Origin of the sequence: Mycoplasma sp. 1654_15, from assembly GCF_012516495.1 — a bacterium.
Taxonomy (GTDB): domain Bacteria; phylum Bacillota_I; class Bacilli_A; order Mycoplasmatales; family Metamycoplasmataceae; genus Mesomycoplasma.
The window spans coordinates 418,867-438,066 of record NZ_CP051214.1 but is presented as its reverse complement, the minus strand read 5'-3'; the positions used below and the strand labels follow the sequence as shown (position 1 = coordinate 438,066).

Here is a 19,200-nt window from a genome sequence, read left to right as displayed (position 1 = left end):
TTAACTGTTTCATATTTAATTAATTTATGAATAGATTTTATGCATCTTCGACTGGCAAACCATATTGGTTGTTGTTAATATCAAATGCAAATTGAAGTGCAAATGTGAAGGTATTTCCAACACCTCTTAGTCTTGAAATAGTTCAATAAGTATCAACTTCCATTAAAGGAACTACGGGTGCGCTTTCTCTTAATATTTTTTCAAATACAGCAATTAATTTAAACACTTCTAATGAATTTCATTTTTCATGTATTTCCTTAGGTGTGAATACTCCGTTGAAAAATGAATTAATTCTTGCGCTGTAATCTGTTGTACTTTCTTCAAAAACAGGAACTAAAATATCATTTCCATTCATATCTTTTGCATACTCTATGTCTTTTCCATTTATTTTAGAAACAACTTGTGTCATTATTGGTTTTTTAGTTTTTGGGTCTAATTTCATTTTTCTTGTAATAAGTTCTTTGAATTTAGATAAAAACTTACCTTTAATGCCTAAACGTTGAACTACTTCTTTTTGTTTTTCTTCATCCATTGAATTTCATCAATTTTGATAAGTAAATGAAGAAGCTGGATTATAAACTAAACCATTTAGTTTATTTTCTACTGGATTTATTTCATCAGGAGTAAAAAACGCTGTTATATATCCTTGAGCTGTTGATCCAAAAGTATCAAAATTTTGTGTGGTTAAGTCAAAATCACCACTAATTATTCTTTGTTTGTAAATGTTTTCAGGAAGAGCTACTATATCAATGTTAATAAATTTGTTAAACGCTCTATTAATTAAGTCTTGGATACCAATTGCAATTCCAGTTTGTGGACCTGAAGTGTAGATAAACTCTAATTTAACTTCTTTTAATTTCGGATATTTTCTCTTGAATCTATCAAGATAAAAATTAGCTGTTGCAACATCATATGAAGGATCTTTTCTAGATAAATTTTCAAAGTTGTATGATTTTGCTAAGTGATCTACAAATTCTAGAGACTGAAGTGGAAATTCTTTTTCTTGTCCATTTTCTACATACTCTGATTTAAATTTTTGAGTATCAAAAAATGTTTCTAAATTAATTCCACGCTCTGATTTTGCTTGACCAAAAGCTGTTCAAGTTGTAACTCCAAATGAAGAATCTAATTGTGCTAATTTGAGCATTGCTTCACGATCTATTGCATAATAAATTGCTTTTCTTAAATCAGGATCTTGTAAATAACTATTTCCTCTTTTTGAATTATCTAAATTAAATTGAAGAGCAATTGTTCCATAACCTTGAGATTTTCTCATGTATTTTCTAGCGCTTAATTGAGATCAAAATTTCTTTTGAAAAGCTGGTGAAATTTGAGTAAATGCTATATAACCATCAGAAAATAAGTTAGATAGTGTTTCTGGTTGATCAGCAAAATAAACTTTGACTTGATTAGGAACTGTTTTTTCGACTGAGTAATAAGATTTTCTTTTTGTCAAGGTCATATTTCCTTGTGAACCAAGTTTTAACTCTTTAATATCAAAAGGTCCGTTTCATAAGAATTTAGATAAATCAGAACCTAAATCATCCTTGTTTTTTAAAGTATATTCAACAAATTTTCTATTCACTGGTAATAGAATTGGAGAGGAAATAACTCTGTAGTATACATCAACAAATGATTTTGGCGCTGAGTCTTCAAATTGAATTCTTAAATCGTATTCATCAGCTGCAAATGCTTTATATTTTGGAGTTAATTCAGGACCTTCAAATACTTGAAGTGGATCTAAGAATGGATTTTTTGTTAATGTTTTTGTTATTTCTTGTCCATCTTTAAGATAAGAAATTTGACTAGAATTTACAGAAAATGAAGGATTTAATGAAGCATTGTTTTTGATTATGTCTCTAATTTGTTGATTAGAAAATTCGTTAAAAATTCTTCCTGTATAAAGACCTATTCCACTTGCAATTTGCTTCATTTTGTTTACAACTTCTTCATCACCTTTGTTTTCAGATTGATAAACATGTTGTGAGTGATCTTCAATTACTTGTCCATCTTCTGTTTTTACAAAACGTCTTCTACCAAAAGGATTTGAATAAATTTTCCCGAATTTTTTAAGGTAATCATTTTGAATTTCCTTCATTGCATTTACGTTTTTGATGCTCATTGTTAGTAATTCATTTAATCTAGACGAAGCTGTGTTAGTGTCTAAAATATATAATAAAGTATCAATAAAATCTTGTGCTTTTACTTTATCACCATTAGATCATTTTGAAGCACCCTTGTTTAAATGAGATAAAAGAGATACATATTTATTTTCTGAGTTTAAAACACCGATAAAAGAAGGATTCTCGTTTGTAGATGGAGCTAAAACACCTGTTGTTACTCCAAAGTTAGAAACAGTATAAGTTCTTGATTGAGATTTGATAGAATTTTTGTTTTCTAATAATTTAGTCCCTACAGTTTCACCATTACCACCTGAATAAATTTCGAAGCTAATTGTAGGCAATTTTAATATATTACCAATAGCTGTGTTTGCTGCTGGCGCTGATTTAGTTAAACCTTCAACTAATGAAGGTAATATCTTGTTTGCTGAAGCTGATTTGATATAGTTTAAAGAACTAATTGAAGGAACAGCAATACCAAAATCATTTCCATTTCTTCTTGTAGAAACTGTATTAGTGGCATTAAGCGTATTTGCTTCAACAAGTTTTTTAGAATCAGTTGGCACACAAGCTAGCGCTAGCAAAGGGCTTGCTAACAAAGGAGAACTAAGTAATAGTTTAATTTTTTTAGATATGCTCATAATTATCCTTTTAAATCCTAACTAAATTGGTTTTTAATTGTTAAGTAATATTTATTATCTTGTGTTTTTTCTAAGAAAACAGGCGCTTGTGTATAAATTTTCCCATTTTCTGCTAAGTAAGTTGTATCAGTAGGAAGTTTTAATAAGTCTTTAATTTCGTTTTTGTTTTCATCTGCAAAGAAAGCTCTTAATCTTTTTTCACCTTTAACTCCAGGACTTATTAAAGCATTAGAGAATGTAGATAAAATTGATCAATTTGTTGTTCAAGAAGCATAACCTTCATCTTCTAGTGTTCATTTTGAAGACACATCTGCTTGTTTTTTGAAGTAGAAAATGTTGTTTGTGTTCTTTTTGTTTACTTCTAAGAAATATCTTTGACCTGTAGATTCATCTTCAAATGCTAAGTATTTAATTTTGTCATTTTCTTCTTTTTTGTTATAACCTCAAAATACTAATTGATCTCTTTTGTTGTCTCTTCAGATTGCTGAAATTGTTTGTTTTCCTATACCTTGAGATTCTAATGTGTAATATCAAACAGCAGAAGCTCTATCTTCTACTTTGTTTCCTTTAAGATCTTTGATTGCTAAATTATCGTCTTTAACTGGTTCACGATTTTCATCATAAATTTGTCAGTCAAGTACTTTTCTTTGGAAACGATCTTTGAAAAATCCGTTGTTTGATCAATTACTTCTTCCAATGTACCCTTCACGTCTTACACGTCTTTGTTGATTGGTTGCTCTATTAGTTGCAAGGGTTGATTTTGGTCCAACAAGTGCAAAAGAAGAACTAGATCCAAATTCACCATAAAATTCTCTTCAAACATCATCTAAAGCAGAAATTGTTGGAGTAATGTATTTATTTTCTTGTTCAGTTGCTATGGTTTTTAGACGTTCTACTTCTTCATCTCTTTTATCTTGTGCAGCTTTAATTTCTTTTTTAATATCTAATAATTTTTGTTTTTTATCATCAGCAGCTCAAATGTAGTCATTTAATTTATCATCTCTAAATTTATTGAATTTTTGGTTTAAACCATTAACTTGATTTAACAATCTTTGTGTAATTGAATCTTTAATTAATACTTGTTTTTCATTAGCTCTTTTTCTATAAATAGATAGTAATTTTGAATAATGTTTACCTAAATCAGTATTAAACATTGTTAAATATGTCTGTGCAATTGAAGCATTTGAGACATAGTCATATCCTAATCCTTGACCTTGTGCCAAAGAAACTGGATTTGTATATGATTGAAGTCATTTTTTAGAAATAGATTCATCTACAAAGTATTCATATCCTGTATTTTTTTCAGAAAATCCCTTTAGATATGAAGGAAGATTTTCTAATGTTTTAGCAGAAGGTAAAAATGTTGTTTGTACCAAGTCTCTAGTTAATGATTCTGCGAAGTTATAAACATAATCTGAGAAATAATCTCCAACACGATCTTCAAATCTTGAAGAGTTGTATTTTGAAACACTTGATAAATTAAAATCGGTTGTACTTCTTCTAACACCATTGTCAAAAAGCTCATTTCAGTGTTGGTAGCTTTTTTTAGGTGTTTCTGAGTAGGTTAAAATATTTTTTGTTCCAATTAGATATTGAAGTTCAAAAAGTGAAGCATTTGAAAGATCTACTTGTTTATCTTTTGTAAATCTTTTAATTAATTTTTGAATTCTTGAATCAGAATCTTGTCCATCTTTTTCAATGTCAGATTCTAAAATTTGTTCTTTATCTAAGTTTAATGAGTTTGTTGAAGCGATTTGTGAGTAGTAATCTAATCATTTACCTTTTGAACTAGAAATACTTCAGTCTACATCATATAAAGCATCAATTCCATTTGAAGCTTTGTCTTGACCTCTGTTTAATTCAAGAGTATTAAATCCTTGATATCCTAATTCTGGTAGGAATAATTGATCTATGTTTTTATTGCTAAATTTGTGGTTTTTAATCAATAAATTAAAAGAAGATTTTTCAAATTTTTCCATCAAGTTATTTGTAGTTGTTTGAACTATATCTTTAATTTCTTCTTCTGTTTTATCAGTTAAAACTAATTTTAATTTAGCAATTAAGTCAGCTTCTGTGGTTATACTAAAATCGTCTTTAAAAATAGGCTTTTTCTCTTCATTTAAAATGAAGTTGTACAAGTCAAATTTAGTAAGAGCATAGTTTATATCTCACTTACGGTGAAGATTTTGGTTTGCATCTTGAGCAACTCTGTATTTAAAAACATCTAAAGAAATAAATTCTATAAATGAAGATAAAGTCGTAAAGATTGTTTGTTGTTCGTTTTCTTTACTTTTAACGAAAAAGTTTTGATCGAAAAACTCATCTTTGCTTCAATTATCAAGGTAAATACGTGATTTATCAAGAACTTTTTTTCCATTTTCTTCTTTAGATTTGAAGGCAAATTCACCTTTTTGACCAAAGAATTTTTCTGTTAATTCTTTTGATTCTACTTTGTCTCTTACTATCTCTTTTTGATTGTAGTTTAAAAATTCTTTTTGTTTAACAATTCTAGAAATTTTGTCTTTAAAGAAATTGTAATTTAAATTTAGTAATTTTCATAAAGGAGACATTGTTGCATCTGTTTCGTCAGAGCTTCCTTCATCTCCTACTACATGGGTTGCATCTAAAACTACTTTAGAGTTAGAAGAAATTGCTTTAGCTATGTAATCATATTTAGGATTTTGATAGTATTCATTTTCACCTAATTTAATTACTTTTCCAAGTGGCATTGATGAAGCTGTTAATGAAACTAAAGTTTGAGGTTTGTGATTTCCAAATGTTAGATAATGGAAATATTTCTTCATCATCTCTATTAAAAACTTAATCTCAGAAACTTTTATTTCTTTATTTGTTTTATTATCATGGATTTTTATATTATCAAGAATTTTTGGTGCAATTAAATCATCAAAAACTTTTGTTAAAGGTCATATTTTTTCATCAATGTATTTTTTGATAGCTGTTTTAGCTTCATCAGGTATTCTATAAGCTTGAATTTGTTGATTTACTCTTGCTTCTAATTCTTGTTGTAAAACTTGTTGTTGTTGTCTTGCAATGTATAAAACAATGTTCATTAGCTTGTAAAATGAAGAATTTTTTAGTAAAAGTAAATCACTTACTTCGCTAAATAAATCTTTAGAATCTTTTGTAGAATAAAAAGAATCTTGTTTTAATGCATCCTGTTGTTCTTTAGTTAATTTTTGAAAACTTTCTCAAGTAAAAAACTCATATTTTCTTTTAAATGCATCTAAATCAAAGACTTTTCCGTTTTCATCTTTGTTTCTGAAAGTGAAGGTTTCTGTTTTTGGCAGATAGGAATAGAAATTATTATCTACATATTTTGCTTTTTGATCTTTAAGCTCTTTTAATTGTTTTTGAAGTGCTTCTTGATCTTTTTTAACAGAATCTGGATTTAAACGACTGTTAAAATTTAACTTTCTTTGTAATGCATTAATAATATCTTGTTTTGAGTTTTTAGTTGCTTCATCAGTTGAGTTTTGAAGCTGTTGTTGTTTTAGTTTTATTTGTTGTTCTAAAGATGAATTATTTGTTCTATGAGAAACAGTAGATAATATACTTTGTTGACTTTTGAGTTTCTGTTCTGCTTTCTGAATAGCTTTAGTAATTTCTTTAGATTTAATGTCAATAGCTTCTCTATTTACTTTGGTAAATGCTGCAATTTTTTGTGTTTTTCCGAAAACAGAATCTTTATATTTATCAAGTTGCCCTTTACTTTGTAAAGACTTTAATCCAGCTTCTAGTTTTGCTATTATTTGTTTATTAGCTTCTTTTGCTTTATCAAAACTATCAAGAATTTCTCTAATTCTACCTTTGGCTTTTTCAATAGTTAAATTAGGATCGCGTGAAATTTGTTTTAAAGTTTGTAAAGTTGCTGATGCTTTATCTTCTTTAGATAAGTTAGTTAAATATTGATCTCATTCTTCTTTTTTTGTATCTGCAGCTTTATTCTGAGATATATAATCATCTTTTACTTTTTTAACAATATCAAAAACATTTGTAACTTTGTAATCTGAATTTATTTTACTTAAATCAAATGTAAAAGATAAATCCTTTTCATTTAGATCTTTAAAATCGTCATATGAGTAAAATAATTCTTTGTACTCACCACCTAACATTTGGCTTAAAAAGTCTCAATATTTACTTTTTGTAGCTGGTGAAGAAGAATTAGCAATACCATCACTAAATGAAAATGCAGAAGTTGAAAGTTCAACACCGGTATCTCAACCATTGTTGCTGTAATTCATATCTAATTTGTCTACAAAATTTTTAGTTAAATCTCTAATTTTTTGTTTTAACTCGTCTAATGAAGTCTTGTCGTCAAAAGAATTAATATCAATTAAAGGTTTACCATTTTTATAAAATAAGGTTGGAACAAAGTTTTTAAACTTAGTCTTAGTTGGATCATCTAAAGAAGTATATGTTTCATAAGTTCCAGCAATTATTTGTCCATCTTTATCAAATTGAATTATATTTTCTTTACCATCAACTAAAGAATTGTTGTAAAGTTCTTTAACATTATCACCAGCAATAAATCCTTGACTTTGGTCTTTAACTTCTTGAATTTGGCTATTTTCCCCAAAAAGATTTAAATTTATTTCATTTACTTTAGTTAGTAAATGGTTGTATTTTTCTAATTTAGTTTGAAGCTCTTGCTCTTTAGCTTCTGAAGCATTTAATTGCTGTTTTTGTTCATCATTTAAAAGATTTTTTGAAGATTTTAAAGTTGAAATCTTTGTTTGTTCTGATGTTAATGATGTAGTTAAATCGCTAATTTCTTGTTGTAATGCTCCAAGCAAGGAAAATATAGCAAAATGTAATTCAGATAAAACTGGATCAACAGGAATTAACACGGCAGGAATTTTGATTTTACTATTTGCAGTTGAGTTTGCAGAAGATTTTAAAATTTTAATTGTATTTTCTAAACTTTTAATTTGATCTTCTGAAATTGTATTAAATCCTGCTTCTTTATTTTTTGCTTTCTTAATTAATTCTTCTAGTTTTTCTGTGCTGTATTTTTGTGCATCTGAAACTGTTTGAATTTTATTTGCACTAGAAGTTGAGCTTAATATAGCGTCAGCACTTAATGATTTAATAGAAAGAGATTCGTTTAATTTTTCAAAAGTTTGCGAAATTAAATTCTCTATTTTTATAAATGTTTCATATTGTATTTTTTTAGTTAATAGTTGTAGAGTTTTTAAATTTTTACTTAAATCAGCAACACTAGGTGGTTTAACTTTTCCTGGTTTAGTTGTTGTTGGAGGAGTTGTTAATTTTGTCAAATCCTCTGCTTTTAAATCTGGATGGTCTTTATTAAATTGTTCTAAAGATGCTTTAAATTCTGAAGCTAAATCCTTTATATTTGAAGAAAAATCCTTGATTTGTAAAGCATAGAATTTTGTTAGTGTTCTTTTAACTTTTGCAGTATAAATATCTCCTGCTTGTTTTTTACTAAAGTCTTTGTTAATGTCTGCATTTTCAATAATACTGTATTGTTTTTCTAATAAAGTTTTTAATTTATCAAAAGAAACTACTACTGTTTTTTCTTCAGATTTCTTTGTAGCTGAAGCTAAAACATTTTCTAAGAAATCAGAAACAAAATCAGCAAATTGTTCTTTGTTGAGTTTTTGCTCAGATACTGGTTTTTCAATTTCTAAAAGCTCAAGATTAAGTTCTCTATTTTTAGCAAAAGATTCTTTACTTGCTATTCTAGAAACTATTTCATCACCTAGTCTAAAATATTCTGATTTTCCTACAATTTGCGGACTTATTGTTCCAGAATCAAAGTCAAATGCATTTAATAAATACAAGTCGTATAATTTAAGATTTCTTAAGTCTGCAGCAGTTTTTAAATTATCAAAAGACTGTAAATATCTTCTTGATTTATTATCTAAAACATCTTCTGCAGGTTGATCTTGTGTTGCACCAAAAATATCTTTTTCGGTTTCTCAACGTTGTTCTGTATCATCTTTTGCTTTATTGAAAGTATAGTTTGAATACAATCCTTTATCTGAAGGTTCATATAAAGCATCTGCTTTTCTAATTTTAAGACCTGAAGACCTTGCATCTAAATAAAGTTGAAGAATATCTTTGTTGTATAAAGATTCAACTGCAATACCATTACTGGAAAGTGCAGAACTTTGAACTAATTTAGATTTTTCAGAAATATTTTGTGCATATTGAAGAGTTTGGTGGTGTCCATACTCATGTTGTCCAACGTATTTTAGATAGTTAATTCCTGTAGTTTTGAACTTGTCTGAACTTGCTTTAAGAAGAGAAATGAAGGAAACACGATCTGAAGGATAAAATCCGTTGTATTTTCCTTGTTCTAAAGTATATTTTGTCTCACCTGTAGTTGGATCAATACTTTGATTTACGTAAGTTCCATTAATTTCTTTTGCAACATATGGATCATTTTCTAAAATTGTGTCAATTAAACTATCGTAGTAATCTAAGAAAAGAGTATATGTTTTAGTTGGCTGATTATTTACAATCTCATCATTTTCTCTAATCATTCTTGGAGTGATTCTGTCAAAATAATCGATTGATCATTTAAAGCTTCTAAACTCTTCTTTTGCTTGTTTTAAATTTGGATTTGTTTCAGATAAATCTATTTGTCTTTCTACTAAAAATTCAGGTTCTGTTTTTTCTTTAGGAGTAGGTTTTTGATCTAGAATTTCTAGCAAATTAACACTTGCGTTTACAAATTCAGAAATTAATTGAATCTGTTGTTCTTTATCTGTTGAAGTTATTTTTCTTAATGTATCGTCTTCTGCATTTGTAGATAAATAATTGTTATTTATTTCATATTCAGCTAATTGTCTATCTCAAACTTTTGATAAAAGGGTAATTAATTTATCTAAATTTTCAACATGTGCAATGTTGTTTGATTGATAAAGTTTAACAAATTGGTCTTTATTGTCTTTTAAAAATTGAATTAAAAGTGCTTTATTTATGTTGACTTTTTGAGAAGAATCAACATAATCAAGACTATATGAACCTAAACTCTGAACTGTTTTATTTACTTGTAATTCCTTAAATTTTTTTTTTACATCAGAAAAGTCTTTTGCAGCTTTTGTTAATCTTTCTGCAAAAGTGTTATTAGAATTAAAAGTTTTTAAGTACTCAGAGTATTTGCTCTCATCTACTAACTTAATATTTAAGTGATCTTTATCTTGTTTTTCAGCATTAATAATTGTGTATGGTTTTATTTTTGTAGCGTCATAATCTTCACTAAAATTATCTTGTGCATCTTGTTTAGATTTGAAGAAATTTACAGTGTTATTATCTTCATATAAGAAGACTTTTTTATCTTTTGCAAGGTTTAAATTAAAGAAGTTTCTAAAACCATTTTTAGACAATTTTTCTAGGTCTTTTTGTGTTTCTTTGATAAGTTCAGCTAACATTAATGAGTTTAATTCGTCATTATTAGTGGCTGTTGCTTGTCTTGTAATTCTAGGTCTGAAAGTAAAAACAACAGTTTTTCTATTTTTAAAATTTCTTTCTTCTTTTGGATTGTAATCAGGATTTGAAAGAACAAAATTAACTGTTTCTTGATTTCTTCCTGATCTATTGTCAAGAAGACGATAAGTTTGAGATCCTCTTTCTCTATTTATATTAATTATTTTTTCAACTGTAAATTCTTTTTTAAGTTGTTGATCATCTAAAACAATTTCTGGATTATTTGCCATACTTATTTTGTTGTTTTTAGCATAGAGATATACAGCAGTAGAAAATTTTTGTCTAAGTTCTGAAAGTTTTAAATTTTCATCTTGTTGATCACTAAAAACATAAAAATATGTACTTGCAAGTGAGTTAGGTTGTGGAACTTTTTTTAATAATTCATTGTAATCAACTTGGAAAGAAATATCGTTGTTTTCTTCTTTATTTTGAACGTTATTTACAACTTTTTCTTTAATACTTCCATCAGATTTTCTTTCTTTAACAGAGATTAAATCAGGATCGTTAAAACCATTTGTATAAACTAGTTGTTTGTTTTTTATAGTTTGAGATTGAACTGTTTTTTGTGCTTCTTTTGCTTTTGTTAATGTATCAATTAAAGCTTTTCTAAGATCGTATCTGTGGAATTTTTTACCTTTTAATAAATCAAGACCAACGAATCCACCAGATGTAAGTTTGTCTTCATAGTTTGCTATTACCAATCTTAGTGGAATTGTTTTAATATAGTCTTGAAGTTGTTCTTTTGAAAAAGATTTTGAATTTAATTGATATGTTAAACTATCAGGTTCGTTACCTCTACCTGCTGAATTGGTAAATAAAGGAAATGATCCAAAGAAAGAATCTGGATAGAAAGTAATATTTGTTTCTTCTTTTCTTTTTCCTTGGTGTTGACCTAAAGTAATTGCATTACCATTTAGAATAACACCTTTTTTAAGAGTAAACGAAGAAAGTGAAAGTGTTTCTGGACCTCAAGAAACGTTTTCAATAAATCATTTTGCATAATCAACAAACTCTTGTGGACTAAGAGCTTCAAAATATTCGTTGATAAAAGTCATTAAACCTATTTTTACAACAAAGTTAGGAGTTTGACGGTTGTGAGTTTTTAAATATCATAAACGAAAATCATCAACGGACATTGTCATTTTTCCATTGACTCTTTGTTTTAATATAACCATTGAATCTTTGTTGTCAGGATCGTTTGCATCTAATGTGTAATTAAAATCAGCGACAGTATTTCCTAATGTGTCTTGGAATTGTGCAGAATGAATTTGACCAAATTTTTCAACAGCATTTGAATCTTTTTGTTCTAACTGCAAATGGTAAACACCTAATTCATTGTGTTCTCCATATAATTTAATCCCTCCGACAACTGCAGCTGAAGATGCTACTACACTAGTAGTAGCTATTATAAATTTTGCCCCTGACGTTAATTTTTTCATTATTTATAAACTCCTTTTTTTCATTCAGATACTTCTTTTTTTGTAGCTAAAACGAAGTGATTGTTTCCTAAGTTTATTCATTCAGGTTGCTCTCTATCTGAATATTCATGAATTTTTGGATCATAAATATAGCCTAGTAGTGATTCTCCTTTAGAATCAATAGTAGGAATTGCTTCCATTAATGATTTTGTATACGGATGTAAGAAGTTGTTCATAATTTCTTTTGTTGGACCGATCTCTAGTAGTTTTCCTTTGTTAATAACTGCTATTCTATCTGAGATGTATTCAACCATACGTAAATCATGTGAAATGAATAAAATTGTTAGATTATATTTTTGTTTTAAATCTTTAAAAATGTTAATAACCTGTGCTTGAATTGAAACGTCTAAAGCTGAAATCGGTTCATCAGCTATTAATAACTTTGGTCTTAAAACTAAAGCACGAGAAATTCCAATTCTTTGTTGCTGTCCTCCTGAAAACTCTAAAGGAAAACGCTTTAATACACTTTCATCAAGACCTACAGATTTTAACATTTCTAAAATAAGTTCATGTTTTAATTTTGCTGTAGATAATCCTTCTTTTTGTTTTCTAATTTCTAGAGAAGATTGAACAAAATCAGAAGCATTATTAACATTTTTATCTGTTAAAGAAAAGATAAATTCGTTATATAAAAATTGAGTAGCATATTGTTTATTATTTTCAATTAAGCTAAAAAAATCGTTTAATGTTTTTTCTTGTCTTTGTTTAGTTCAGTTATTATCTTTTGTAAGAATATCAACGACTGATCTAAAAACATTTTCGTCAAAGTTTTGAAAAAAGATACTTTTGATTCCACCTTTTGTTTTTAGTTCTAAATTGTCAATTCCTTCTGATACAACTTTAAAAATATTTTTATGTGGATTTAATGAACTAACTGGATCTTGAAAAATCATCTGCACATTTGCTACTAAATAATTGTTTAATTTACCATTGATTTTTGTAGTTTTATGTGGAAGTACTTCATTTCCTATAGTAATAGAACCAAAACTATGTGAAGTTAGAGCAGCTAAAGCAGATCCTGTTGTAGATTTTCCTGAACCTGATTCACCAACTAAAGAAAGTACTTCACCTTTGTATATATTTAAATTTAAATCTGAAATAGCTTTAAGGGCGTTTTTACCACTTCCATAAGTGATATCTACACTTCTAAATTTAACTAATTGTTCTTTTTCTGGAAAGGCGTTTAGCATTTCAATAGTACCCTTAGTTAGTTTTCTAGCTATGGTTTGATTTACGATGCCAAATTTTTTAATTCTTTTTTCTAGATAATATTTTTGTTCCATATTTTCCTTTATTTTTAAAGCAATTAGTTAAATTTTCTTTGATGAGTTTGCGCTCATTTTGCGTGTTTTTCAGCTATTAATTTAGGTGGTGTTACTTTTGGTGCTCTTGGATCTAGAAGTGCAGATTTAACTCTATGTGTTTCTGAAAGATAATAAAATTTTGGTTCTTCATAAAAATCTTGCTCAAGAGCATAATCATTTCTAACTGCAAAAGCATCACCTACTATATCATTTAAAGAAGAAGGTACAACACCACGAATTGTTGAAAGTCTATCTCCTTTATTTACATCTGGCATTGACATAATTAATCCCCAAGTATAAGGATGTTGTGGATTGTTGAGAATTTCATCTCTTGTTCCTTCTTCAATTACTTGTCCAGCATACATAATTGAAATATGAGTTGCTAATGAAGCTACAACCCCTAAATCGTGAGTAATGAAAATTATTGTGATTTTAAGCTTCTTTTGTAAATCTCTTACTATATCTAAAACAAGCGCTTGAACGGTTGTATCTAAAGCAGTTGTTGGCTCGTCCATAACGATTATTTTAGGTTGTAGTGATAAGATCGCTGAAATAACCACACGTTGGATCATACCTCCAGATAATTCATGCGGATATAATTCCATAACATGTTCTGGGTTGTTGATTTTTGTTAATTTTAGATACTCAATTGCCTTTTGTTTTGCTTCTGATTTGGTTTTAGCAATTCCATTAATTAACATTCCTTCTGTAATTTGTTTTCCTACTTTTTTAGTTGGATTTAAAGTAGAAATAGGGTTTTGAAAGACAGCGGAAATTACTTTACCACGATAGTTAGATAACTCTCAATCTCTAAAAGAAAAATCTTGTACTTCGTTGTTAAATAATTTAATTGTTCCTTCTTCAATTACAGCATTATTTCCAGTTAGACCATATAAAGTTGAAGTAATAACTGATTTTCCAGAACCTGATTCTCCAATGACTGCGTGAATTTCTCCTTCATAAAATTTAATTGAAGTATTTCTAATTACTAAAGAACGATAATTGTGCATTGCTGGATTAGTAAATGAAAGTCTTAAATTATCAATTTCTGCTACAATTTTCTTCTTTCCTGAAGCAAAATTTTGATATTCTACATTTTTAGCAAAAGAATCAAAATCAAAATGTTTTCTGTTATAAGCTAAATGAAAACGATTAAAAATTCTTTTAAAAAATGGGGTTTGAGATCTTCTTTTTTGTTTTGTAGCTTTTTGTTTAAGAGCAAATTCTTTTGATTTAAATTTATCAGTTAGTGACTTAATTTTTTTACTTTTTAATTCTTCTGATTCATTAGATTTTTCAATTAATTGATATTTACTTGCGAAATCAGCAACATTTTTTTCTAATTTTTTTTCAAGTTTTAAATCTACTTTATTAAGCATTGGATTTAATGAAGATGAATCTTTTGTATGTTGCATTATCTTTGTCTCCTTAATGAATCTTGAAGTGCGTTACCAATCATTTGAACTGCTGATGTTAATAGAATTAATAAAAAGGCAGGAATTAAAACATATCTTGGATATAAAGTAACAATTGGAATACCATCATTTATAGCATTTCCTAATGTTGGTACGTTTGTAAAGAAAGACCAATAAATGCTAATCCTGTTTCTCCTAAAATTGTTCCTGGTATAACAAAAACTACGTTTGTAATTAACAATGGAATAATTAATGGCACAAAGTTTAGCAAGATTTTTCTATTTGGTGTTCCTAAAACTCTTGAAGCTGAAACCCATGTAAAGTTTTTTGCTCTTTTTACTTGTGCTCTTACTTGATTAGCTAATCCGATTCAACCTGTGATGTTAAATGCAAAAACTAATACTCAAAATGAAGGTCTTAAAACTAATGTCATCAAAATTAAAATCAAAATTGTAGGAACGTTTGAAACTACCTTGATTATGAAGGTAAATATTTTGTCAAACAATGTAAAGTGTCCCATCAAAACACCAAAAAATGTTCCAACAACAACTTCAATAATAGCGACAATAATACTTAATGTTAAAGAAAAACGAAGTCCATGTCATAAAAAGGCTCAAACATCACGACCGTAGTTATCTGTACCAAAAATAAACCCTTCTGTAAAATAGTTTAAGTTTTTTTGATCTGGTCTTGTTTCAATTGGATCTCCTGTAGTAAAAGGAAGAATAATTGCTAATACAATTAAAAAGAAAATAATTACAATTCCAAATACTCCAGCAAATGAACGAGCAAATCTGTTGATAAAGTCTTTAAAAGCGTTTTGGTGAGGTTGGAAAAAGTTTTGATCAAATGCTTCTGCTTCTTTAGACATCAATTTTCATTGCTGATATGCTAAAGGTTGTAAAACTGCATTTGGTGCTGCAACTTGTCTTAAATACTCGCTAATAGAATTTTGTTTGGTATTAGTCATATTATCTTGCCTTTCTTCTGATTCTTGGGTCTAGTAATTCATAACTTATATCTCTTAATGTATAGGAAATAATAGTTAATAAAGAATAAATAGATACTAAAAATAAAATTATATTAAAGTCTTTTGCTTGAATTGCATCAATTAAAATTCCACCTGATCCTGAAATTAAGAATATTTTTTCTACAAACACAGAACCAACAAATGAACCTAAAACTACTCCAGGGAAAAATGTTGCTATTGGAAATAAAGAAGCTTTTAGTGCATGAGTTCAAACAAATCTGTTTCTGGTTAAGTTTTTTAGATAAGCGAATTTAGCATGCATTGAGTTTAGTTCATTATTTAATTCGTATCTAATATATCTAACATATGAAACTATCGAACCTATCGAAAGAGCAATGGCGGGTAGAACATATGTAGCAAAATCTTGGACATCAAAAACATAAGGTACTTTAATTGCTTTTCCTATGATTAATAAAATTAAAGAAAAAACAAGTGAAGGAATTGAAGAAAAAACTGCAATTGCTACAGTAGAGAAATTATCTAAAAATTTTCCTGGATTTTTTCCTACTAAAATTCCAAGTGGTACTCCGATTGCAATTGTTAGAAACACAGAGAAGATACCCACAGAAAAAGAAGTTAAAAATCTTTGTCAAATAAATGAGTTAATATCAACTCTAGGTCTCAGTGTCATTGAAATACCAAAATCAAAATTAATAAAGTGTCATAGATAGTTAAAATATCTTTGAATTAGCGGTAAGTCAAGCCCGTATTTTGCAAGTTCAGCTTTTTTTTGCGCTTCTGATAATCCAGTTAGAATTCCTAATTCACCTGGAGTAGAATTTATTAGGAAAAACACAAGAGTTATTACTATTCAGGCAACAACAATAAATTCAAGAATTATTTTAAATAATTTTCATAAGAATTTTATTATAAATGAATCCTTTGAAAATAAGTCTTCTCAAAATGTTGTTTTGTGCCTAATATGGGTCTTATTTAAGTTTATTAAGTTATTATCAATATGTAGATTCGAAAGTGATTTTACTTCTTTTTCTGAAGCAAATTCGATGTTCGATTTTGTATTTTTAAATTTTCATTGTAATTTTTTTAATTTCATTTTGTTTCCTTTGTAAAATCATAAAAAAACTCACTAATAAAGGTTTTATTAGCATATTTTCCTAGTAATTATAAAAATTAATTTATTTTCTTTATGTTAGAAATTAAACACTTATTTTTTAAATAGTTTATTACCTAGTTTAATGTATTTGTCTACATTATCTTCGAGTATACTAAATGCTTGTTGATAAATTTTAGGATCTTCTAAGTCGATACCTGCTTCTTTTAATACTAATGCAGGTCAATTAGAACCTCCAGCTGATAAGAATTTATTGATGTAATTTTCTAATTGTGATTTTCCTTCTTGTTTATATCTTTGGAAAAATACATTAGCAACAATATATCCTATAGCATATTTATATACATAATAACCATAATAAAAATGAGGAACAATTACTGAGTAAATATTGCTTTTATTACCTATTTTTACTTTATTTTCTTCATTTTCATACTTATTCATTACATTAGCATAAACCTTCTCGATTTCAGTATATGAGTTAATTGGTTGACCTTGATCTATCAAATTATACATATCAAATTCAAACTCTGCTCATTTTGTTTGTTTAATCACTACTTGATAAAATTCCAAAATTGAATCTTCTAATAATTTAAATTTGGTTAAATCATTATTTGAATTTTCAAATGCTTTATCTACTAGCATTAACTCATTAAAAATGGAAGCAATTTCTGCTAAAAATATTGGATAACTAGCTTGTGAATATGGTAATCTCGTATCTGAATAATAAGAGTGCATTGAATGACCTAATTCATGTGCTAGTGTTGAAACTGAATTAAAAGTAAAGTCATAATTCATTAAAATATATTTTTTATCTAAACCGTATGAAGCACCAATTGAATACGCGCCACTTCTTTTATTAGGAACATTATTATAATCAACCCAACGTTGGTTAAATGATTTTTTAATCATATCGCTATATTCTTTACCCATTGGCTTTAAAGCTTCGAGCACTAAGTTTTGAGCTTCTTCAATAGTATAATTTTCTTTAATTTTTACTAATGAAACTTTGTTATCTCAATCCTTCATAGGTTTGTTAAACTTAATTTTGAAGAACTTATTCCGCGCCTTTTTAAATTTATCATAAATTTTTGTATGTTTTTGTACACTTTTGAATAAATTTTCTAATAATGAAACACTAATCCGATCTGAAAATAAAGAATATTCAATCAAGGAATTAAAATTTCTAGATTTAGCTTCAACAGATTTGTGTTTAATGTGTTGATATAGTAATGATGAATATGTTTCTTTATGTCTTAAATAACCATCTAAATAATTATTATAAGCTTGTTTTCTAATAGATTCATCTTTGTTTTTTAATAGCTGTGAAACTGTAGCAATTGTTAAAATATGCTTCTTATTTGAAGAAGAAATTACATCTTTGAACTTAGTTTCAGAGTTATTTAATACAGCAAAAGTAGACTGTAAGGAAATGTCTCCAAAAGAAGTTTTTGTTAAGTACTCTTCAACTTCATTTCCTAATCTGTGCTTTTCAAAATCAAGATATCTTTGAATTTCTAATTTGTATTTTTCAACTCTTTGATCATCTTTTCATTGCATTATTAAATCTTTTTTAGCAAAAAATAAATTTTGAATTGATCCTAATGCTGAGTAAAAGTTACTCATTTTAAATTTATATTGACCGAATAATTTATTCATTTGTGGTTCTACTAAATTTGTATTTAATTTGTTACTTATGTAATTAAATACTTTATTATTAAAAATAGAAAATTCTTCAGAAAGTTTCTTATATTCTAAAAATTTATCAACTGAATCAAATTGAGTATCTTTGTTTTCAATTAGTTGTTGAATGTATGAATCCATAGATAAAAGTTTGTCTTCAATAGAACTACCTTCTAATAGATAGTCTAAATCAAATCTGTATTTTTTAGGTATATCTTCATATTTTTTATAAGTTTTCATATCGCACCTAATTGAATAATAATTAGAATTTTACAAAAAAAATTAAAAAAGTAAACAAATTTATTATTTTTTTTAAATTCTGATATAAATTTATATACTACAAAACAGAGAAAATTTTTATTTTATACTATAAAAATAAAGTAAAATTTATTAAATTTATAAAAAAATTCAAAGGAAAACCAATGATAAATGTAAATGAATTCAAACCAGGAATCACTTTTAAAGATGATGGTCAAATTTATGCTGTAATTGAATCACAGCACTCAAAACAAGGACGTGGACAAGCTAATGTTAAAGCTAAAGTCAAAAACCTAAAAACAGGAGCAATTACTTTAAAAACCTACTCAGGTGGTACAAAAGTAGAAAAAGCTCACATTGAAAAATTAACAATGTCTTACTTATACAACGACGGAACAAGTATTGTTTTAATGAACGATACAGATTATGAACAAATTAGTATTGATCTTGAAAAAGTTCAATGAGAAGTAAATTTTTTAGTTGAAGGTGCAAAAGTTTTAGTTAGAAAATATGAAAACGAAGTACTTGATATCGAATTAAAACCAAAAGTTGAACTACTAGTAACTACAGCTTATGATGCTGTTAAAGGAAATACTTCTTCAAATCCTTCTAAAAAAGTTATTGTAGAAACTGGATATGAATTAGATGTGCCTTTATTTATTAAAGAAGGTGAAAAAATAATTGTATCTACTGAAACTGGAAAATACGTTTCAAGAGGAGATTAAT

Annotated in this window: 8 protein-coding genes; 1 reads left to right on the top strand and 7 read right to left on the bottom strand. The window is 27.4% G+C overall.

The genetic code is table 4. The features are described from left to right. Window positions 1-37: 37 nt before the first annotated feature. The 7 genes from HF996_RS02025 to pepF form a co-directional block, all read right to left on the bottom strand. A complete protein-coding gene (locus tag HF996_RS02025; protein WP_168910403.1) occupies window positions 38-2,761 on the bottom strand; it encodes an ABC transporter substrate-binding protein in 2,724 nt (907 codons plus the stop codon). Window positions 2,762-2,778: 17 nt separating this feature from the next. Further along, complete coding sequence (locus tag HF996_RS02020) at window positions 2,779-11,676, bottom strand: PDxFFG protein (protein ID WP_168910402.1); 8,898 nt, start codon at window positions 11,674-11,676, stop codon at window positions 2,779-2,781. Then, window positions 11,676-12,998 (bottom strand): ABC transporter ATP-binding protein, encoded by a 1,323-nt coding sequence (locus HF996_RS02015; protein WP_168910401.1) that lies wholly within the window; start codon window positions 12,996-12,998, stop codon window positions 11,676-11,678. The genes HF996_RS02020 and HF996_RS02015 overlap by 1 nt, the downstream gene beginning before the upstream one ends. Before the next feature lie 23 nt (window positions 12,999-13,021). Then, on the bottom strand, window positions 13,022-14,434 hold the full coding sequence (locus tag HF996_RS02010; RefSeq protein WP_168910400.1) for an ABC transporter ATP-binding protein: 1,413 nt from the start codon (window positions 14,432-14,434) through the stop codon (window positions 13,022-13,024). Between the two features lie 142 nt (window positions 14,435-14,576). Next, window positions 14,577-15,404: an ABC transporter permease gene (locus HF996_RS02005; RefSeq protein WP_334199183.1), complete on the bottom strand. Its 828-nt coding sequence runs from the start codon at window positions 15,402-15,404 to the stop codon at window positions 14,577-14,579. A gap of 1 nt (window position 15,405) precedes the next feature. After that, window positions 15,406-16,518 carry an ABC transporter permease gene (locus HF996_RS02000; protein ID WP_168910399.1) on the bottom strand — a complete coding sequence of 371 codons (1,113 nt, stop codon included), beginning with the start codon at window positions 16,516-16,518 and terminating at the stop codon, window positions 15,406-15,408. A 111-nt stretch (window positions 16,519-16,629) separates the two neighbouring features. After that, window positions 16,630-18,456 carry an oligoendopeptidase F gene (pepF, locus tag HF996_RS01995; protein ID WP_168910398.1) on the bottom strand — a complete coding sequence of 609 codons (1,827 nt, stop codon included), beginning with the start codon at window positions 18,454-18,456 and terminating at the stop codon, window positions 16,630-16,632. Between the two features lie 182 nt (window positions 18,457-18,638). Here pepF and efp point away from each other — a divergent pair, with 182 nt between their 5' ends. After that, a complete protein-coding gene (efp, locus tag HF996_RS01990) occupies window positions 18,639-19,199 on the top strand; it encodes an elongation factor P (RefSeq protein ID WP_168910397.1) in 561 nt (186 codons plus the stop codon). Window position 19,200: the final 1 nt, after the last annotated feature.